We start from the raw sequence: 19103 nt of genomic DNA, 5'->3' as shown, positions 1-19103 counted from the left end.
CTGCTGCTTCTTTCTGGTCACAAATACTCATAGCCCCGGGAACCATGGGCGCTGCCTGTGCGCACATGGCGCTTGCGCCGCCTTCAAACGCCCTTATTCTGCACGCAAACGAGGGGTGCCGCAGTGCAGAATAATCCGAACACCACGCTGATCACCGCCACCGCACCGGTGGCAACAGGCACCCATGGCGGTCGCGCCAAATGCCTGCAACGTCTGGTTCGCCTCGACCTGCCGGTGCCGCGGACGGTGGCGCTTTCCTTTTCGGCGGTGCATGACATCGCGCAAGGCCAGTTGCCCGATATCGCGGCCATTGTCGGCCAGTTCGAACCCACCGCTTTGCTCTGTGTGCGGCCCAGTTCCGAGGACCCTGATTGGGGCGGGCCCGGCGCGGTGCTGAACATTGGCATGAACGATGCCCGTTTCGTCGAACTGAGCGACAGGATGGGGGCCGAGGCGGCGGCGGCGCTCTACCTGCGCTTCGTGCAGACCTTCGCAATTCACGTGGCCCGTCTGGACCCGGACGTGTTCGACGAGATCGAGGCCGACGGGCGCGAGGGGCTGCGCCAGTCGCTGCGCGCCTATGAAGACGAGACCGACGAGAACTTTCCGCAGGATCCGGGCGAACAGCTGGCGGCTGTGTTGCGCTCGATGGCGCGCGCGTGGGAGGGCACCTCGGCCCGGCTGTTGCGTCAGGCCAAGGGTGCGCCCGCCGATGCTGGGCTGGGCCTTGTGGTGCAGGAAATGATCCCCGGCCTTGGCCAGGGTGAATGCGGCTCGGGCGTGCTGCAACTGGTGGAACCGGCCACCGGCTTGCCGCAGATCACCGGCCGCTACCTGAGCCAGAGCCAGGGCCGCGACGCGCTGGGGGCGGGGGCCGAGGCGCTTTATCTCGAGAAGGATCCGCGCGGCGTCTCGCTTGAGGATGTGGCGCCCGAGGCCTTTGCCGCGCTCAAGCAACACGCGGCGCTGATGCGCGAGAAGTTGCGCGAGGAGATGCAGGTCGAATTCGTGATCGAGGCGGGACGCGTGCACATCCTCGACGGCGTCCGGGTGCCACGTAGCGCCCGTGCGGCGCTGCGCATCGCGGTGCGGCTGGCCGAGGATGGCATCATCCCGCAGCAAGAGGCGGTCATGCGGATCGACCCGCATTCAGTGAACGAATTGTTGCACCGGCAGGTGCACCCGCAGGCCCGGCGCGACGTGCTGACCACCGGTATCGCCGCCAGTCCGGGGGCGGCCACCGGCAAGATCGTGTTCACCGCCGCCGAGGCGCAGGCCAGCGCGGCGCGGGGCGAGCCTTGCGTGCTGGTGCGCCGCGAGACCTCGCCCGAGGATGTACGCGGCATGCATGCCGCCGTTGCGGTGCTGACCGAACGGGGTGGCATGACGAGCCATGCGGCGGTGATCGGGCGCGGCCTTGGCCTGCCCTGTATCGTGGGCGCGTCCGAGATGGAGTTCCAGACCAAGGCCCGCATGATCAAGGCGCCCGATGGGCGGGTGTTCCGCACCGGTGATATTCTTACCATCGACGGAAGTTCTGGACAGGTGCTGGCGGGTGAACCCGAGATGATCGACGCGGCGCTGGATGACAGCTTCCAGACGCTGATGGCCTGGGCTGATGCCGAACGCGATATCGGCATCCGCGCCAATGCCGACACACCCGCCGATGCCCAGGCGGCGCGCAATTTCGACGCGCAGGGGATCGGGCTCTGCCGGACCGAGCACATGTTTTTTGAACCCGGCCGCCTGACAGTGATGCGCGAGATGATCTTTGCCGCCACCCCGTCGGGGCGCAAGGCGGTTCTGGAACGGCTGCTGCCGATGCAGCGCGAGGATTTCGTGCAACTCTTCCGCATCATGGAGGGCAAGCCGGTCTGCATCCGCCTATTTGACCCGCCATTGCATGAATTCCTGCCCACCACCCGCAGCGGCCAGCGTGAACTGGCCGAGGCGCTGGACCTGCCGGTCAGCGACGTGACCCGCCGGGTCGAGGCTATGAGCGAATACAACCCCATGTTGGGCCTGCGAGGTGTGCGGCTGGGCGTCACCGTGCCTGAAATCTATGACATGCAGGCCCGCGCCATCTTTGAGGCAACGCTGGAGGCCAGCCGCAAGGGCGAACCTGTGGTGCCCGAAGTGATGATCCCGCTTGTCTCTGCCAAGCGCGAGGTGGAGCTGGTCAAGGCCCGCATCGACGCGGTTGCCGCCGCTGTCGCCTCGGAGCGCGGGCAGGAGTTTGACTATCGCCTGGGCGTCATGGTGGAAACCCCGCGCGCGTGTTTGCGCGCCGACGAGATCGCCGCCTGTGCCTCGTTCCTCAGCTTCGGCACCAATGACCTGACCCAGATGACCTATGGCCTGTCGCGCGACGATGCCGGACGGTTCATGTCTGCCTATGTCCGCCAGGGCGTGTTCTCGGAGGATCCGTTCCACGTGCTCGATCGCGACGGGGTGGGGGAATTGCTGAAACTGGGTGTCGAGCGTGGTCGCAGGGCGCAGCCCGGAGTCACCGTTTCGGTCTGCGGCGAACATGGCGGAAACCCCGAATCAATCGCCTTTTGCCGGGCCGCCGGGTTCGACTATGTGTCCTGTTCCCCCTTTCGGGTGCCGGTGGCGCGACTGGCCGCCGCGCAACTGGCGATTTCGGATAAACTTGGTGTTTCAAACGACTTGAACGTCAAAATATAGCGGTTTTGGGGGCGCTCTCGTGGCTTGCGTTTTTGCGAAGCGACCCCAGAAATCCCTTGCAAATTTGCAAAAACTGGATCTTTGCGCCCGACTGGAGTATGGGCTTTCTGCGCCGAGTGGGGAGGAACCGGCGCGCGACGCCTGATGTGGGGTAGAAGATGAATAGATTTGTTCTGACAGTTTTGCTGTCGGCTGCCATTGCGCTGCCGGATTTCGCAATTGCGGATCGCGGGCCAGAGGCCCTCGGAACCGTGGAGCAGGCCGAAGCACCCCGCAAGGGAAAAAGCTTTCGCGACTATCTCAAGTCGCTGACGCCCAAAGCCGAGGAAGACGCCTCGTTGACCGAAGTGACCTTCTCGCGCTCGTGGATCGACCAGCAACCGCGCGCCAAAGGTGGCGAGCAATGGCAGTGTTTGGCCGAGGCCCTGTATTTCGAGGCGCGTGGCGAGACAGTTAAGGGCCAGTTCGCGGTGGCCGAAGTGATCCTGAACAGGGTCGAGAGCGAGCGCTTTCCAAACACGCCCTGCGGTGTGATCCGGCAGGGAACCGGACGCAAGTATCAGTGCCAGTTCACCTATACCTGCGACGGGCGCAAGGAAGTCATCGCCGAGAAACAGGCCTATGAGCGGGTCGCCAAGGTTGCGCGCCTGGCCATGGACGGGGCCGCCGAAAGCCTGACGGATGGGGCCACCTATTACCACACCACCGCCGTGCGCCCCAGCTGGGCCCGCCGGTTCACCCAGACGGCCAAGATCGGGGTGCACCTGTTTTATCGGCATGGTCAGCGCACAGCGAGCAACTGATTGACGCACCCGCGCTGGAACCCTGCTGGAAGGGGCTTGGCGCAAGGCTATATTGCGGGCGATGAAGGAGGCCCGCAATGCTGTTGACTCGCCGACATGTTCTGAAAACCGTGGCAGCCAGCGCGCTGCTGCCGCGTATCGCCGTTGCCGGGCCGGTCACGCTGACAGCGCGAGAGGCTCGCCAGCAGATCGCGCCAGAGGGCTATCCCGATACCGCGATCTGGGGCTATGAGGGCGGCGCCCCCGGGCCTGAAATCCGGGTCGCACAGGGTGCGCGTCTCAGCCGCCGCCTGATGAATGAGTTGCCGCAACCGACCGCCGTGCATTGGCATGGCATCCGCATCGACAATGCGATGGACGGCGTGCCCGGCCTGACGCAACAGGCGGTGCCACAGGGTGGCAGTTTCGATTATGACTTCACCCTGCCTGACGCGGGCACCTATTGGTACCATTCGCACAACCGGTCGATGGAGCAGGTGGCGCGCGGTCTGCATGGCCCCCTGATCGTCGATGAACCCAACGCGCCCGATATCGACGGCGAATGGGTGCTGGTTCTGGACGACTGGCGGCTTGACCCCGAAACCGGCGCGCTGGCGGGCGATTTCGACAATGGCCATGACCTCAGCCATGCCGGTCGACTGGGCAACCTGCTGACGGTGAACGGCGGTTTCGACCCGGCCTATCCGGCAAGGCAGGGCGCGCGGCTGCGGCTGCGCCTGATCAACGCGGCCAATGCACGGGTATTCGAGCTGGGACTCGACGGCATGCAGGGCTGGATCGTGGCGCTGGACGGGATGCCGCTGGAGGAACCGCTGCCGGTCAGTGGTGCCTTTCCGCTGGCGCCGGCGCAGCGGGCCGACCTGATCGTGGACATCACCGCCGAAAGCGGCACCGCCGCCAGCCTTCTCAGTATCGAGCGCGACGGTGGTTTTGGCCTGTGCCGGTTCGACGTCGCGGGGCAGGGCGCGCGTGCCACCCGCGAGGCGCCTGTGCCGTTGCCGCCCAATCCGCTGCCGGTGATCGAGGGGTTGGCCGACAGCCCGCTGCACCAGATGCGGCTGGAGGGCGGCGCGATGCGCTGGCTCGACAGCGCGCGGCTGGGCGAGACCGAGTTGAGCGGGCGCGAACTGGCGCAGCTGGGCCGGTTCTGGGCGCTGAACGGTCAGGCCGACCGGCCCGAAACCCCGTTCCTGAACGCGGCGCGCGGCAGCCTGCACCGGATCGCATTCGTCAACGAAACCGCCTTTGACCATGGCATGCACCTGCACGGACACCATTTCCGGGTGATTGCCCCGAACGGAGAGCTTGGCCCCTGGCGCGATACGGTGCTGGTGGCGCCGGGCGAGACCCGGCAGATCGCGCTGGTCGCCGACAATCCGGGCGACTGGCTGTTGCATTGCCACATGCTGGGCCATGCGGCTGCGGGCATGACAAGCTGGTTTCGCGTCACCTGATGACGCATTCGATAACTGGTGCGGCGCATGTCGTCCTGCTATAGGCTGGATCTGCGCCTATTGAGGGCAGACTGACACGACCCCGGAAAGGCCCGCCAGATGAGTTCCGAAATCCGCCTCGCCTTTGCCCATCCCTCGGAGCGTTCCGAAGCGACGGCATCGCGCGGTCCGCTGGACCGTATCTCGCTGCGTGACCATGTGGTCGAGGTCGAGATCGGCGCATTCCAGGCCGAACGCGGCACCACGCAGCGGATCTGTTTCAACGTCGTGGTCGAGGTGATGCCGCTCACCGGCCCCATCGACGACGACGTCGACCGTATCCTGTCCTATGACCGGGTGACCGAGGCAATTGCCCGCGCGCTGGCTGAAGAGCGGCTGAACCTGCTTGAAACGCTGGCCGAACGCGTGGCCGAGCTCATCCTGCACGAGCCGCAGGCAGTGCGCGCCTTTGTCCGCATCGAGAAGCTGGATCGCGGCCCCGGTGCGTTGGGGGTCGAGATCGTGCGCGGTCGCGACAAGCTCCATGCGGACCAGACCGAGGATCTGCGGCCGCATCCGCGCCTTGTCTACCTGTCCAACGCGGCGATTGCGTCGGATAACCTCAAAGGCTGGATCGACCAGCTGGAACAACGCGACCGTCCTCTGATCATCTGTGTCGGGGCGTCGGACCTTGCGGTTCCACAGACCGGTCATGCGATGACCCAGCGCCGGATCGACCTGTTGGCGATCGAGCAGAACGCCTGGCAGCTGGCGGCGCGCGATCTGCGCTGCAAGGTGGTCTCGACCCGGACCGAACTGGACTGGGCGATGAAGAACGGCCAGATCTGCGTCTGGGCACCCTCCAAGATCGTGCTCGACGCGGTTGACGGCCCCTCGGCCAAACCGTCGAACGCCGTGGCGCTGGCCGCGTGGTTTGCCGCTACTTTCGAGGCGGGCGAGATGCTGGTGATCGGCGCGTCGCTGCCCGAGGGGGCCGATGTGCCGTTGCGTGCGGTACCGGTGGAGCAGCCTGACCTGTGACCGACTATTACCGCCCCCTGGTACAACAGGGCGCAGCCCGCCCGCAGGGCGCGATGCCGCTGGCCGGCAGCGCCCTGTGGTTCACCCATGCCGAGCATCTGCACCGGGGGCAGTCGGGAAGGATAGTCCCCGCGACCGAAATCCCGGCCCCGTATCTGGAGCGTCTGACGGGCCCCCGCGCGGCGTTGGCGGGACTGGACATGGGACGCCCACACCTGATGGGTATCCTGAATGTCACGCCTGACAGTTTCTCGGACGGAGGGCGCCATTACGGGGTCGAGGCGGCCCGGCGCGCGGCGCTGGCGATGGTGGCGCAAGGCGTGAGCCTGCTGGATGTTGGCGGAGAATCCACCCGACCCGGCGCGGTCGAGGTGCCCGCCGAGGACGAGATACAGCGCACCGCGCCGGTGATCGAGGCGATCCGCGCCGAAACCGGGACAGCGATTTCCATCGATACCCGCAAGGCGGCGGTGGCCGAGGCTGCGCTGGCTGCCGGTGCGAGCGTCGTGAACGACGTCTCGGGCTTTACCTTCGATGACGAACTGGCCCCGCTCTGCGCCGAGACCAGAACCCCGGTTTGCATCATGCATGCCCAGGGTGACCCGGCAACCATGCAGCAGGATCCGCAATACGATGATGTGCTGCTGGATGTGTATGACTTTCTGGCCGCGCAGGTGGCGCGGCTGGTCGCGGCCGGGCTGGACCGGGGGCAGATCATGATCGACCCGGGCATCGGGTTCGGCAAGACGCAAGAGCACAACCTGACCCTGCTACGTAACCTGTCGCTGTTCCACGGCATCGGCTGCCCGATCCTGCTGGGCGTTTCGCGCAAGCGTTTCATCGGAACGATCGGCAAGGAGCCGCGCGCCGAGGCGCGGGGGCCGGGCTCGATTGCCGTTGGTCTGGCCGGATTCGCGCAGGGTGCCCAGATTTTGCGGGTACACGACGTAGCTGAGACCGCGCAGGCCTTGCGCCTGTGGGCAGCGGTCCGGTAAAGCTTGCTCCGCTCGTGGTAAAAAGAAAGTGAGGCGGCATGCGTAAGCTGTTCGGAACCGACGGGGTGCGGGGCACTGCCAACACTCATCCGATGACCGCCGAAATGGCGCTCAGAATCGGGGCGGCTGTCGGGCGTTATTTCCGTCGCGAGGCAGGGGGGGTGCACCGTGTTGTCATCGGCAAGGACACCCGCCTGTCGGGCTACATGTTCGAAAACGCACTGACCGCCGGCCTCACCTCGACCGGTATGAACGTGCTGCTGCTGGGGCCGGTCCCCACCCCTGCCGTGGGCCTGATGACTCGTTCGATGCGGGCCGATCTGGGCGTGATGATCTCGGCCAGTCACAATTCGGCCGAGGACAATGGCATCAAGTTCTTTGGTCCCGACGGGTTCAAGCTTTCGGATCAGGCCGAGTTGGAGATCGAGGAGATGGTCGCAACGGGTGTGCGGCTGGCACAGGCGCACAATATCGGTCGTGCGCGCCGGGTGGACGATGCACGGTTCCGCTATGGTGAACGGGTCAAATCCTCGCTCACGCGCGGGCTGCGGCTTGACGGGCTCAAGGTGGTCGTGGACTGCGCTAATGGTGCAGCCCACCGTACCGCGCCCGAGATCCTGTGGGAACTCGGCGCCGATGTGGTGCCGATCGGCACTTCGCCTGACGGGCTCAACATCAATCGCGGCTGCGGCTCGACCTGCCCGCGTACCGCCGCCGAGGCGGTGGTGGCCCATGGTGCGGATGTGGGCATCTGCCTTGATGGCGACGCGGACCGGGTCATCGTGCTCGACGAGCATGGTACCGTCGCCGACGGGGACCAGATCATGGCCTTGCTGGCGGCGCGCTGGGCCGCCGAGGGCCAGTTGCAGGGCGGCGCCCTGGTGGCGACCGTGATGTCGAACCTGGGGCTGGAACGCTTTCTGAGCGATCGTGGCATCGGACTGGAGCGCACCGCAGTTGGCGACCGCTATGTGGTCGAGCGTATGCGCGAAGGCGGCTTCAACCTGGGCGGCGAGCAATCTGGGCATATCGTGATGAGCGATTTTTCGACCACCGGCGACGGGTTGATGGCGGGATTGCATTTCCTGGGCGAGATGATGCGCTCGGGCCAGCCCTCTTCGGAACTGGTGCGGCAATTCGTGCCGGTGCCGCAACTGCTCAAGAATGTGCGGTTTGCCAAGGGGCAGACCCCGCTTGATACAGCCTCGGTCCAGTCGGCCATTGCCGAGGCCGAGGGGGTGCTGAATGGCACGGGCCGTCTGCTGATCCGTAAGTCAGGAACCGAACCGCTGATCCGGGTGATGGCGGAATGCGAGGACGAGGCGCTGCTGGAGCGGACCGTCGACAGCGTGGTCGAGGCGGTGGCCGACGCGGTTCAAGCTTGAAACCGGAAAAGGCCTCGCGCATCCTCTCTACATTAGTGAGGGAGATTTCCGGATGCTTCGTTCCTTTTTGACCTGTACCTTTCTGCTTTCTGCCGGAATGGCCCATGCCGGAATGACGGTTGATCTGCTGCCGCCATGGGACGGCAAGAAGATCCCCCAGGGCCAGCATTGCCAGTTGCAGGGCGGCAAGGGCGCTACGCCGCCGATGCAGGTGGCGGGGATTCCCGCGGGCACGGTGATGCTGGTCGTTCAATACAACGACAAAAGCTACAAGCCGCTCTCCAGCAAGGGGGGTCATGGCACCATCGGCTATCCGGTCAAGGGCGCCAGCGCCAAGCTGCCGGCGGTGCCGGGCATGACCGCGAAACTGCCGGGCGGGGTTCGGGTTGTGGCCCCGGCGCGCAGCACCGGCGAATACGCCTCCAAGGGCTATCTGCCGCCCTGTTCGGGCGGACGTGGCAACACTTACGAGGCGGTGGTGCAGGCGGTGGGCGCCGACGGCAAGGTGCTGGACCGGGTGAAACTGAAGATCGGCCGTTACTGACGCGAGAACAGGCGCCTGAGCGCGCCATACTGGCTGAGCCCGACCCCTGTCAGGATCAGCAGCAGCGACCACAGCAAGACCGGCGGCAGCGGCTCTCCCAGCAGGGCCGCGCCCAGCAGAACCGACCAGACCGGCACCTGATAGTTGGTCAGGCTCATGAATACCGGCCCGGCGCTGCGGATCAGGGTGACGCGCAGCAGATTGGCCGCCGCCGTGGGCACCATGCCCAGAAACACGATCAGGCCCAGCGTGCGCAGATCGGTGGAGGGCGGCGGGCCTTCGGCGATCCAGGCCATCGGCAGCACAGCGACCACCCCGATCAGCAACAGCACGGTCGACAGGCCGACAGGATCGACCGCGGGCAGCCGCCGCAGCAGGATCGAGGCCACCGCGTAACAGGCGGTGGCCGCCAGACAGGCCAGCCGCCCGGGCAGTTCCAGCGCCGCGCCGCTGCTCTCGAACGCCTGCGCCCCCATCAGCAGCGCAACCCCGGCGAAGCCGATGGCAAACCCCAGCGCGCGGCGCCAGGTCATCCGCTCGCCGTGCACAAAGAAATGCGCCAGCGGCAGCACCATCAGCGCGACTGAGGCCATCGAAACACCGGTAAACCCGGCCGTCACATATTGCTGACCCCAGGCGATCAGCGAGAAGGGCACCGCCGAACTGAGCAGCGCGATGATCACGAGCGAATTGCGCTCTGACCGGCTGAGTGGTGCCGAGAACAACCGCCCGCCCATCGCGCGCCAGACCAGCGTGCTGAGCAGCGCCCCGAAACAGACCCGCCCGGCTGCCAGCCAGAACGGCGTGATCCCCTCAAGCGCGAGTTCATTGACCAGGAATGTCCCGCCCCAGACAAAGCCCAGCGTCGCCACCATGGCCCAGCTTTTCGCCGTTATGTCAGGGGATTGGGTCACGAATGGCCTTTCGCTGGGGTGCGCTCACTTGACCCCGCTCCGATACCGGGGTCAATCCGGAACGCTTCGTCCGGGAACGAAAACGGGCGCCGCAGGGGCGCCCGTCTCGATGGGTCTGAACCCGGATCAGTTCTTCGACTTGTCGACCATCTTGCCGGCCGAGATCCAGGGCATCATGTCGCGCAGCTTCTGGCCGACCTGCTCGATCTGGTGCTCGTCATTGGCGCGGCGCGAGGCCTTGATGGTCGGCTGGCCAACCGCGTTTTCCAGCATGAAGTCGCGCACGAACTTGCCCTGCTGGATGTCGGTCAGAACCGCCTTCATCGACGCCTTGGTCTGCTCATAGGGCAGGATGCGCGGGCCGGTGACATACTGGCCGTATTCGGCGGTGTTCGAAATCGAGTAATCCATGTTGGCGATGCCGCCTTCATAGATCAGGTCGACGATCAGCTTCACCTCGTGCAGACATTCGAAATAGGCCATCTCGGGGGCATAGCCCGCCTCGACAAGAGTCTCGAACCCGCAGCGGATCAGTTCGACCAGGCCACCGCACAGAACCGCCTGCTCGCCGAACAGGTCGGTTTCGCATTCCTCGCGGAAGTTGGTCTCGATGATGCCCGAGCGGCCGCCGCCGATGGCCGAGCAATAGGACAGGCCGGTTTCCAGCGCCTTGCCGGTGGCGTCGGTGTGAACGGCCACCAGGCAGGGCACGCCGCCGCCCTTGGTGTATTCGCCGCGCACGGTGTGGCCGGGGCCCTTGGGCGCCATCATGATGACGTCGACGCCTTCCTTGGGCTCGATCAGGCCGAAATGCACGTTCAGGCCGTGGGCAAAGGCAATTGCCGCGCCCGGACGGATGTTGTCATGCACGTATTTCTTGTAGGTCTCGGCCTGCAGTTCGTCGGGCATGGTGAACATGATCACGTCGCACCAGGCCGCCGCTTCGGCGATGCCCATGACGGTCAGGCCTTCGCCTTCGGCTTTCTTGGCCGAGGCCGAGCCTTCGCGCAGGGCGACGACCAGGTTCTTGGCGCCGCTGTCACGCAGGTTCAGCGCGTGGGCGTGGCCCTGGGAGCCGTAGCCCAGGATGGCCACTTTCTTGTCCTTGATCAGGTTGATGTCGCAGTCACGATCGTAATAGACGCGCATGATGCCGGTCCTTTCTGTTTCGATTGCCGCGTTTCTATCTGTTGAAACGCCGAGGTGCGAGAGGATTGAGGTTGAGATTCCGTCAACTTGATGAAAGATAATTCGTCAAATATCAAAAGTTCGGAAAAATCATGCTCGACGATATCGACCGCCGCATCCTGCGCCATTACCAGACTGACCCAAGTCTGAGCGCCGCCGAATTGGCCGAGCGCTGCCGGATCAGTTCGGGTGTGTGCTGGCGGCGGATCGAAAAGATGCAGGCCGCCGGCATAATCCAGGGGCAAGAGGCGGTGATCGACTGGGCGGCGTTGGGCTTTGCGGTCGAGGTCAGCCTGCGCGTCACGCTCGACAAGACCCAGCCGCGCGCCTTTGACGATTTCATCGAGGCCGCGCGCAAGGTGCCCGAGGTGATCGAGATCCAGACCTTTCTGGGCCGGGTCGATGTGCGCCTGTCGGTGATTGCGCGGGACATGGCCCATTACCAGCAGCTTTATCGCGACCGCATCCTGACCCTGCCGCATATCGCTGATATCGAGGCGCTGATGCACATCGCGCGGCTCAAGCGCAACGAGGTGCTGCCGGTATGACCGAACTGGACGAGATCGACCGCAAGCTGCTGCGCGCGCTGGCGCAGGACGCAACACAAAGCGCGGGCGCGCTGGGGCGCCGGTTCGGCCTGTCGCAACCCGCCACCTGGCGGCGCATCCGCAGGCTGGAGGAGGCGGGCGTGATCAAGGGCCGCCGCCTGCGCCTGAACGCCGAGGCGCTGGGATTTGGCGTCACGGTGTTTCTGGGGGTCAAGCTGGCGCGCAAGGGGCGCGTCAGCCTCGAGGATTTCGAACGCGCCGTCAGCGCCATCCCCGAGGTGCAGACGGTCGAACATGTGCTTGGCCTTTACGACTATCGCCTGCGCGTGGTGGCGCGCGACCTCAGCGATTTCGAACGCGTCCTGCGCCGCCGCATCATGACCCTGCCCGGCGCGGGCGAGGTCGAGGCCAATGTGCTGCTCAGCGAAGAACGCCTGGCTGGCCCGATCGGTTAATATTCGGTCCGGATGCGAAAGCCGGGATGATGGGTCAGACGTGCAAAGGTCACGGGTTCGCCCTTGAGCCAGGTGGTGCGCTCCATCTGCATCACCGGCATGCCGATCGAGGTCGACAGGAACTCGGCCAGCCGCCCGTCGGCGCCGATGGCGCCAAAGGCGATCTCGGCATCGGTAAAGGGGATCGCGGTCAGCAACCACTCGGTCGGGCCGATCCGGCTCAGATCGGCCTGTTCAATCGCCGGGACGGCGGACAGGCTGACCCAGCGCTCTTCAAGCTGAAAGGGCTGGTTGTTGGCATAATGCATGCACAGCAGGTGCAGGACCTGCGTGCCGGCGTGCATCCCCAGTTGCGAGGCCAGCCAGGCGGGCGCGGTGATCACCGCCCGCTCGACCAGCGCATAGCGGTACTGGGCATTCTGTTCTTCGACCACGCGGCGGGCCAGCGAGATTTCGAAACGGGCCTGCCGGACCGGCGCTGTCTTGACCCGGGTGCCGCTCTTGCGTTTGCGCTCGACAAATCCCTGCTCGGCCAGCTCGCGCAAGGCCCTGTTGACCGTGGCGCGTGCACAGCCGAACTCGTCTGCGAGTTCCGATTCGGTTGGAAGCAATGTCCCTTGCGGCCAAATCCGGCTTTCGATCCGGCGTTTCACCTCGTCGCGGACGGCATGAAAGCTGGTTCGCTTCTTTTGTTTCAAGGGTAACTGGTCCTTTACCTGTATTCCGTGCGTGTTTGTGCCCGCATTTTTCGGAAAGAGTAAAGGGGAGTTGACCCTAAGTAGCGTCATATCTCCGTCAACATCACGCATATGCGATGCAGGGAAAGAACAGCGTCTGTATTAAGGTTAACGTGTTGAGGTTAACGAGGCAAAGATGCCCGGCGCAGGCACGCCCCCAGCTTCACAACGAAGGGTTGATCTCTTTGCAGCCGCGCTACCCGGTCGTTCGAACGCCCTCAATGCGTCCGTCCTGCGCGCCATTCCCTGCCCGCAGCGATTCGCTTGGGAGGTCACGGCGCCGTGCTTGCCCGCAAGCATCCGAGCATGGCGGCCCCGGGCACAGTCAGCGCATCATCCGTTTTCTTCTGTTCAAAAATACCTTGGGGTCCGGGGCAAAGCCCCGGTTCCACCCGCGTGGTCAAGACGCCCGACCGCGCGCCCCCCCTTTACCCGGCGTCGTAGAGCGGCCATGAAAGAGCCCGGAACAAGGAGAGGAGCCCACCATGGCCGCACTACTGGATACTGTCGATCCCGATGGGCTCGAGGAATTCTCGGTCGTTTTCACCGACCGTTCGCTCAACCATATGTCCACGGCCTTTCAACAGGTGATGCGGGACATTTCCGACATGCTGGCTGCGGTCTACAATGCCGATGCCGTGGCCGTCATCCCCGGCGGTGGCACCTATGCGATGGAGGCGGTCGCACGCCAGTTCGCGCGTGGTGCGCGTGTGCTGGTGGTGCGCAACGGCTGGTTCTCGTATCGTTGGAGCCAGATCATCGAGACCGGCAGTCTGACTGCCGAGACAACGGTGATGAAGGCCCGCCGCAGCGGCAATGAAAGCACCGCACCCTTTGCCCCGGCCCCGATCGAAGATGTGGTGGCGGCCATCCGAGAGCAGAAACCCGATGTGGTCTTTGCCCCTCATGTGGAAACCGCCGCCGGGGTGATCCTGCCCGATGACTATATCACCGCCATGGCGGCCGCCGCGCACGAGGTGGGCGCGCTGATGGTGCTCGATTGTATCGCCTCGGGCTGCGTCTGGGTCGATATGAAGGCAACCGGCGTGGATGTGCTGATCTCGGCGCCGCAAAAGGGCTGGAGCGCGTCACCCTGCGCCGGTCTGGTGATGCTGTCCGAACGCGGAGAGGCACGGTTGGCCGAGACGCAGTCGGACAGTTTCGCCATCGACCTGAAGAAATGGCGCGACATCATGAAGGCCTATGAGGGCGGCGGCCATGCCTATCACGCCACCATGCCCACCGACGCGCTGCGCGCCTTTCGTGACACCATGGCCGAAACCCGCGACTACGGCTTCGACAAACTGCGCGAGGCGCAATGGGCGCTGGGCAACGGCGTGCGCGCGCTGCTCAAGCGCAAGGGCATCGTCTCTGTCGCCGCCGAAGGGTTCGGTGCTCCGGGTGTGGTGGTGAGCTATACCAGCGATCCCGAGATCCAGAACGGCAAGAAATTCGCCGCCCTGGGCATGCAGATCGCTGCTGGCGTGCCGCTGCAATGCGATGAACCGGCCGATTTCCGCACCTTCCGGCTGGGCCTCTTCGGTCTCGACAAGCTCTATGATGTCGAGGGCACCATCGATCGCTTGAAGCGGGTGCTCGACCAGGTGCTCTGACACCTGCTTCTTTCTGGTCCAAAATACTCCGGGGTCCGGGGCAGCGCCCCGGGGCTCACCGCACGCCCAGACCCATCTGCATCAGCGTGCGTCGGACCGGGGCAAGTGAATAAAGCGCGTTGAGCCCCATCGCGCGCGCGTCCCGCAAGGGACGCGCCTCGACCATCGAGGCGCGATTGAGCAGGTCTATCCCCTTCACCCTCAGCTCGATCTCGGCATGACGCGCCTTGTGATAGGCGGCCAGCATCTGCGCATCGCCCAGGCCCTCGGGCCGGGCCTGCGCCAGCTCCAGCAATGTGCGCAGGTCGCCCAGCGACATGTTCAACCCTTGGGCGCCGATTGGCGGCACCACATGCGCTGCCTCGGCCATCAGCGCGATCCGCTCGCCCGAGAGCCGCTCTGCCGATTGGCTGATGATCGGCCAGATGGTGCGGCGCGAGGCCAGTTTCAGCGGCCCGAACAACCCGCAGGACCGTTCCGTCATCGCCGCCTCAAACGCCTCGGGCGCCATCTCCAGCAGTTCCAGCGCCTTTGGTCCACGCTCCATCCAGACCACCGCAGACGAAGGCTGCCCCTGCCAGTCGGGCAGCGGCACCAGGGTGAAGGGCCCCCCCGAGCGGTGGATCTCGGTCGAGACATTCTGATGCGCAATCGGGTGGGTGACGGCAAAGGCCAGTGCCTTTTGCCCATAGCGGGTGGTCTTGACCCCGATCCCCGCCGCCTCGCGCATGGGTGAGCTGCGCCCGTCGGCGGCGAGCACCAGCTTGCAGGTCACCCGGCTGCCATCGCTCAACCCCACGCGGGCCTCGGCGGTGCGGGTGAACAGGCTGCTGGTGGCGGTGCCGGGGCGGAAATCCACATTGGGCAGTTCGGCCAGCCGCGCCACCATCTCGCGCCGAAGCAGCCAGTTGGGCAGGTTCCAGCCAAAGGGCTTGTCGCTCAGATCGGCGGCATTGAAATCGCGCACCACGCGCGGTTCGGGCACCGCGCCGCCCGCATCGATGATGCGCATGATCTGCAAGGGGGCTGCATGATCGGCCAGCCGGGCCCAGAGGCCGCAGTTTTCCAGAAGCACTTGCGCCGGTTGCAGAAATGCGGTGGTGCGCATGTCCGATCCGTCCACGTCGCGTTCGGTCACCGGCGGGGCCGGGTCGACGCAGATGACAGAGAATCCAGCGCTGCCAAAGGCGGCCGCCGCGGTCAGCCCGGCGATGCCACCGCCGGAAATCAGGATGTCACAGTTCTCGTGCATGGGCAGGCTCCGTCTGTTGCGCGGCACCCTATGCCGGAACGCGCCGGGGTGCCAAGCGACATCCTGTCCGGCGCACTCAGCCGCGGGTAATCAGGATCAGCACCGCCCAGATCACCGGAACCAGCGCCAGCGCCGGAATGTAGAGGCCCGGAATGCCGAACAACAGGATGGCGATGCCCCACAGGCTGAGCCCGGCGACAATGGCGTAATAGATATTGTCGCTGTCGCCATAGGCCACTTCCTTCGCGATGCGGCCCAGCAGAGGCACGGAAAACAGCAGGCGCTGGCCCAAGGGCAGGTTGCGGGGCAGGTCGATGGCGCTCATGTCAGGTCCTTTCAACTATCTGTCAGGGGGCAGATAGGTTTTGGAACCTGAGTCTAAAGGTCACCTTTTGCCGCAGTGCAGCGCGATGCCGCATCCCCTGCGGCGCGGTGCCGCTGATCGCGCCGAGCGGAGCAGAGATGCGCGGCGACTCTGCTTTTGTGTTATCATCCGGGAATTGTATTGGGGGCGGAGATTTCCCATGACGCTGAAATATGCGCGCGGTCCGGTCAGCTACCTTTACCGTGACGTTGAAAAGAACGGCAAAACCAGCCGCCGCAAGGTCAAACAGGTGCTTTGGGGCGACTGGATCGACGTGCGCGATCCCGTCGACGCCACCTGGACCCATGTCCGCTATGGCAAGAAACCCTATCTGATGAAACGCGCCGAGTTGCAGGACGAGCGCGTGCTGGAGCTGATCTTTCTCGACATCGGGCAGGGCGATGCCTGTATCCTGACCGAACCGGGCCACCATCACCCGCCCCGGGTGATGGTGATCGACGCCGGGATCGGGCGCAATACCAACGGGTTTCTGAACTGGCGGTTCCGCGATTTCGACAATTCGGGCCAGATCCATGCCGCCATCATCACCCATCCGGATGCCGACCACTATCGCGGTTTTCAGCCGATCTTCGAGAACCGCCGCCTGCGGATCGAGCATGTCTATCACAGTGGGTTGGTCGAACGGATGGGCGACGATCTGCTGGGGCCGGAACAGGGCGGATTCCTGACCGATATCGTTGAGACCGACGCACAGATGCGGACGCTGCTGTCCGATCCGGCCCGGCGCGGGCGCAAGCTCTATCCCAAGCTGATGCAGACCGCGCTGGAGGCGGACCGGATCGGCCCGGTCACCGCGCTGACCACCGCCCATGCGGTGCAGGAAGACGGGCGCGCCTGGCTGCCGGGCTTTGCTCCCGCTGACGGCGGGCTGATCACCATCGAGGTTCTGGGGCCGGTCGTCGAACCCGATGCCACTGGCCAGCCGCGTCTGCGCGCCTTTGGTGACAAGCCGACGTCGCGGTCCATGGATGAGGGCAAGACCAAGAACGGCCATTCGGTCCTTTTGCGGCTGGATTTCAACGGGTTCCGGGTGCTGTTCGGCGGTGACCTGAATACTTCGGCCGAGTGCTTTCTGATGCAGCATTATGGTGATGTGCCGGTCTCGCTGCCGCTGGCGGCGACTGAGACCGAACTGGAGGCGATCGCCAGGCCCGAAGCCATTTCGGCCGCTGCCGAGCGGTTCGGTGTCGATCTGATGAAGACCTGCCATCATGGCTCGTCCGATGTGACCGAGGAGTTTCTGTTCGCCGCCCATCCGGCGGCCTATGTGGTGTCCTCGGGCGATGAAGAGGGGCACGTTCATCCGCGCCCCGACCTGTTGGGCCTGTTGGGCAAGACGGGCGCCGGGGCGCGGCCCTTGCTGCTGTCGACCGAGCTGCTCCGATCGACGCGAGAGCGCGAGCGCGACGACCTGCGCCCGGCACTCGACCGGCTGAACGGGCGGATCGAGGCCGAGCTGGCCAAGGGCGCTGCGGCGGATGCGGCGGCGCTGAAAGAGATGCGCGCGGCCAAACGCAAGCTGCTGGACGAGGTGTTCCGCCGCAACGTGGGCGTCTATGGGGCCATCAACCTGCGCACCGACGGGCGCGACGCAGTGATCGCCTTTCGTAAGGAAAAGGCGCCCGCGCACCGGCGCTGGTTCTATTACGAGATGCGGCGCGACCCCGAAAGCGGTGGGTTCCTGCCCGTGCTGGGCGATGGGCACTGAGCACCCTCAGGTCAGCCGGGACAGAAACGCGGTCAGATCGTCGGTATGGTGGTGGATATGCTCCGCCGGGTGCGGATCGGGGGCCACATGTACCGTGCGCATCCCCATCTCGTGCGGGGCGGTCAGGTTGCGGGGGTCGTCCTCGAACATGGCGGCGCGCTCGGGGATCACCCCGTCGCGGGTGAACACCTCTTCAAACGCGGCGCGCTCTGGTTTGGGCCGGTATCCCGCGTGCTCGACCCCATAGATGGCATCGAAGAGGCCTGTCAGCCCGCGCGCGGCCAGCACCCTCTCGGCATAGGGGGCCGAGCCGTTGGTATAGACGATGCGGCGCCCGGGCAGGGCGCGGATATGGCTCGCCAGCGCGGTGTCGGGGGTCATGTGGCTCATGTCCACCTCATGCACCGCCACCAGATAGGGATCGGGGTCGAGCCCGTGTTCGCGCATCAACCCGGCGAGCGTGGTGCCGTATTGCCGCCAATAGTGCGCGCGCAGGCGGTCGGCCTCGGCCCGGGTGACGCCGAGCGCCTCCATCACATAGGCTGTCATCCGCACTTCGATCTGGTCGAACAGACGCATCGCGGGCGGATAAAGGGTGTTGTCCAGATCGAACACCCAGGTCGTCACATGAGAGAAAGCTTCGCGCACCATGGCCCGGATCTAGGGCAGATAGCGCGTGTGCGCAATGGCAGGGTTGATCCGGGCGGGTCCCGGCGGATACACAAGTCCGAACAGGGAGAAGAGAACAGCAATGACCCAGGGCCGCCCGGCGCAGAAAGACGCCTATCACCTGATCCTCGAAGCCATTGACAGCGGCATCTACAAGCCTGGCGACCGGCTGGTGGAAAGCGAACTGGCCGAACGGTTCGGGGTGTCGCGCACACCGATCCGCGAGGCGCTGCAGCGACTTGAGACCCAGTCGCTGCTGGAACGCGACGGGCGTTCGATGATCGTGGCCTCGCTGGATCACAACCAGATGGCAGAGCTTTATCAGGTCCGGCGCGAGCTGGAGGGGCTGGCGGCGCGGCTGGCCGCGCGCCATGCCACAGCCGAAGAGATCGCGGTGCTGCGCGAGATGGTGGTGGCCGATGACAAGCTGGTGGGCAATCCCAAGGCGTTGAGTCGGGCCAACCGGCGGTTTCACGAACAGATCCACCTGGCCTCGCACAACCGTTATCTGGTGCAGCAGCTTGACCTGGTGCACCGGACCATGGCGTTGATGGCGACCACCTCGCTGGCCGCCGAAGGGCGCGGCGAGATCGCGCAGAGCGAGCACAAGGGGATCGTCGAGGCCATCGCCGCGCGCAACGAGGATGGGGCCGAAAAGGCGCTCAAGGACCATATCTCGATCGCGTTCATGACCCGATTGAAGCTGGACGCCGACAGCCGCGAACGGCGCTGAGAACGAGGCCAC

Annotated in this window: 18 protein-coding genes; 12 read left to right on the top strand and 6 right to left on the bottom strand. The window is 65.2% G+C overall.

What is annotated here, in order from left to right:
- Positions 1 to 123 precede the first annotated feature (123 nt).
- The 7 genes from ppdK to AC2FL1_RS01405 all read left to right on the top strand — a co-directional run bounded on the left by ppdK (position 124) and on the right by AC2FL1_RS01405 (position 8889).
- Entirely contained in the window at positions 124 to 2688 is a 2565-nt protein-coding gene (gene ppdK / locus AC2FL1_RS01435; RefSeq protein WP_496828005.1) for a pyruvate, phosphate dikinase, read from the top strand.
- A 158-nt stretch (positions 2689 to 2846) separates the two neighbouring features.
- Positions 2847 to 3491, top strand: coding sequence for a cell wall hydrolase (locus AC2FL1_RS01430; protein ID WP_496875758.1), 645 nt, complete (start codon positions 2847 to 2849; stop codon positions 3489 to 3491).
- 77 nt (positions 3492 to 3568) lie between these two features.
- Positions 3569 to 4945 (top strand): multicopper oxidase family protein, encoded by a 1377-nt coding sequence (locus AC2FL1_RS01425; RefSeq protein WP_496875757.1) that lies wholly within the window; start codon positions 3569 to 3571, stop codon positions 4943 to 4945.
- A gap of 99 nt (positions 4946 to 5044) precedes the next feature.
- Positions 5045 to 5965, top strand: coding sequence for a dihydroneopterin aldolase (locus AC2FL1_RS01420; protein WP_496828009.1), 921 nt, complete (start codon positions 5045 to 5047; stop codon positions 5963 to 5965).
- On the top strand, positions 5962 to 6960 hold the full coding sequence (folP, locus tag AC2FL1_RS01415; RefSeq protein WP_496875756.1) for a dihydropteroate synthase: 999 nt from the start codon (positions 5962 to 5964) through the stop codon (positions 6958 to 6960). The genes AC2FL1_RS01420 and folP overlap by 4 nt, the downstream gene beginning before the upstream one ends.
- A gap of 38 nt (positions 6961 to 6998) precedes the next feature.
- Positions 6999 to 8345: a phosphoglucosamine mutase gene (glmM, locus tag AC2FL1_RS01410; protein WP_496828013.1), complete on the top strand. Its 1347-nt coding sequence runs from the start codon at positions 6999 to 7001 to the stop codon at positions 8343 to 8345.
- A gap of 52 nt (positions 8346 to 8397) precedes the next feature.
- On the top strand, positions 8398 to 8889 hold the full coding sequence (locus AC2FL1_RS01405; RefSeq protein ID WP_496828015.1) for a hypothetical protein: 492 nt from the start codon (positions 8398 to 8400) through the stop codon (positions 8887 to 8889).
- Here AC2FL1_RS01405 and AC2FL1_RS01400 read toward each other — a convergent pair.
- Together AC2FL1_RS01400 and ilvC are read right to left on the bottom strand one after the other, a co-directional pair.
- A complete protein-coding gene (locus tag AC2FL1_RS01400) occupies positions 8883 to 9803 on the bottom strand; it encodes a DMT family transporter (protein ID WP_496828017.1) in 921 nt (306 codons plus the stop codon). The two genes, AC2FL1_RS01405 and AC2FL1_RS01400, sit on opposite strands and share 7 nt — an antisense overlap.
- Positions 9804 to 9929: 126 nt before the next feature.
- Positions 9930 to 10952 carry a ketol-acid reductoisomerase gene (gene ilvC / locus AC2FL1_RS01395; protein WP_496828019.1) on the bottom strand — a complete coding sequence of 341 codons (1023 nt, stop codon included), beginning with the start codon at positions 10950 to 10952 and terminating at the stop codon, positions 9930 to 9932.
- Between the two features lie 131 nt (positions 10953 to 11083).
- Here ilvC and AC2FL1_RS01390 point away from each other — a divergent pair, with 131 nt between their 5' ends.
- Both AC2FL1_RS01390 and AC2FL1_RS01385 read left to right on the top strand, forming a co-directional pair.
- Positions 11084 to 11539, top strand: coding sequence for an Lrp/AsnC family transcriptional regulator (locus AC2FL1_RS01390; protein WP_496828021.1), 456 nt, complete (start codon positions 11084 to 11086; stop codon positions 11537 to 11539).
- A complete protein-coding gene (locus AC2FL1_RS01385; protein ID WP_496875755.1) occupies positions 11536 to 11994 on the top strand; it encodes an Lrp/AsnC family transcriptional regulator in 459 nt (152 codons plus the stop codon). The genes AC2FL1_RS01390 and AC2FL1_RS01385 overlap by 4 nt, the downstream gene beginning before the upstream one ends.
- Here AC2FL1_RS01385 and hutC read toward each other — a convergent pair.
- Positions 11991 to 12692, bottom strand: a complete 702-nt coding sequence (hutC, locus tag AC2FL1_RS01380) for a histidine utilization transcriptional repressor HutC (RefSeq protein WP_496828025.1) — start codon at positions 12690 to 12692, stop codon at positions 11991 to 11993. The two genes, AC2FL1_RS01385 and hutC, sit on opposite strands and share 4 nt — an antisense overlap.
- A 524-nt stretch (positions 12693 to 13216) precedes the next feature.
- Between hutC and AC2FL1_RS01375 the strand changes: the two genes are divergently transcribed.
- Positions 13217 to 14344 (top strand): aminotransferase class V-fold PLP-dependent enzyme, encoded by a 1128-nt coding sequence (locus tag AC2FL1_RS01375; protein ID WP_496828027.1) that lies wholly within the window; start codon positions 13217 to 13219, stop codon positions 14342 to 14344.
- 55 nt (positions 14345 to 14399) lie between these two features.
- On the opposite strand, the gene AC2FL1_RS01370 is transcribed toward AC2FL1_RS01375, so the two are convergent.
- The gene (locus AC2FL1_RS01370; protein ID WP_496875754.1) at positions 14400 to 15596 is read right to left on the bottom strand and encodes a UbiH/UbiF family hydroxylase; all 1197 of its coding nucleotides are present in this window, start codon (positions 15594 to 15596) and stop codon (positions 14400 to 14402) included.
- Positions 15597 to 15672: 76 nt separating this feature from the next.
- Positions 15673 to 15921, bottom strand: coding sequence for a hypothetical protein (locus AC2FL1_RS01365; protein ID WP_496875753.1), 249 nt, complete (start codon positions 15919 to 15921; stop codon positions 15673 to 15675).
- Positions 15922 to 16120: 199 nt separating this feature from the next.
- Between AC2FL1_RS01365 and AC2FL1_RS01360 the strand changes: the two genes are divergently transcribed.
- Positions 16121 to 17689, top strand: coding sequence for a ComEC/Rec2 family competence protein (locus AC2FL1_RS01360; protein WP_496875752.1), 1569 nt, complete (start codon positions 16121 to 16123; stop codon positions 17687 to 17689).
- Positions 17690 to 17695: 6 nt separating this feature from the next.
- Here the strand turns inward: AC2FL1_RS01360 and AC2FL1_RS01355 are convergent, their stop codons facing one another.
- Positions 17696 to 18340, bottom strand: coding sequence for a pyrimidine 5'-nucleotidase (locus AC2FL1_RS01355; protein WP_496875751.1), 645 nt, complete (start codon positions 18338 to 18340; stop codon positions 17696 to 17698).
- Between the two features lie 100 nt (positions 18341 to 18440).
- Here AC2FL1_RS01355 and AC2FL1_RS01350 point away from each other — a divergent pair, with 100 nt between their 5' ends.
- On the top strand, positions 18441 to 19091 hold the full coding sequence (locus AC2FL1_RS01350; RefSeq protein ID WP_496828036.1) for a GntR family transcriptional regulator: 651 nt from the start codon (positions 18441 to 18443) through the stop codon (positions 19089 to 19091).
- Positions 19092 to 19103: the final 12 nt, after the last annotated feature.

This window comes from Ruegeria sp. YKSF070, assembly GCF_059612725.1.
The sequence above is the reverse complement of the archived record's forward strand: the minus strand, read 5'-3'. Positions and strand labels throughout refer to the sequence as shown.

Coding starts and splice junctions, on each gene's coding strand:
- ilvC (WP_496828019.1), bottom strand. CDS start 10,952: ATGCGCGTCTATTACGATCGTGACTGCGACATCAACCTGATCAAGGAC.
- AC2FL1_RS01350 (WP_496828036.1), top strand. CDS start 18,441: ATGACCCAGGGCCGCCCGGCGCAGAAAGACGCCTATCACCTGATCCTC.
- AC2FL1_RS01370 (WP_496875754.1), bottom strand. CDS start 15,596: ATGCACGAGAACTGTGACATCCTGATTTCCGGCGGTGGCATCGCCGGG.
- AC2FL1_RS01425 (WP_496875757.1), top strand. CDS start 3,569: ATGCTGTTGACTCGCCGACATGTTCTGAAAACCGTGGCAGCCAGCGCG.
- AC2FL1_RS01375 (WP_496828027.1), top strand. CDS start 13,217: ATGGCCGCACTACTGGATACTGTCGATCCCGATGGGCTCGAGGAATTC.
- glmM (WP_496828013.1), top strand. CDS start 6,999: ATGCGTAAGCTGTTCGGAACCGACGGGGTGCGGGGCACTGCCAACACT.
- AC2FL1_RS01390 (WP_496828021.1), top strand. CDS start 11,084: ATGCTCGACGATATCGACCGCCGCATCCTGCGCCATTACCAGACTGAC.
- AC2FL1_RS01355 (WP_496875751.1), bottom strand. CDS start 18,340: ATGGTGCGCGAAGCTTTCTCTCATGTGACGACCTGGGTGTTCGATCTG.
- AC2FL1_RS01385 (WP_496875755.1), top strand. CDS start 11,536: ATGACCGAACTGGACGAGATCGACCGCAAGCTGCTGCGCGCGCTGGCG.
- AC2FL1_RS01360 (WP_496875752.1), top strand. CDS start 16,121: ATGACGCTGAAATATGCGCGCGGTCCGGTCAGCTACCTTTACCGTGAC.
- AC2FL1_RS01365 (WP_496875753.1), bottom strand. CDS start 15,921: ATGAGCGCCATCGACCTGCCCCGCAACCTGCCCTTGGGCCAGCGCCTG.
- AC2FL1_RS01405 (WP_496828015.1), top strand. CDS start 8,398: ATGCTTCGTTCCTTTTTGACCTGTACCTTTCTGCTTTCTGCCGGAATG.
- AC2FL1_RS01420 (WP_496828009.1), top strand. CDS start 5,045: ATGAGTTCCGAAATCCGCCTCGCCTTTGCCCATCCCTCGGAGCGTTCC.
- AC2FL1_RS01430 (WP_496875758.1), top strand. CDS start 2,847: ATGAATAGATTTGTTCTGACAGTTTTGCTGTCGGCTGCCATTGCGCTG.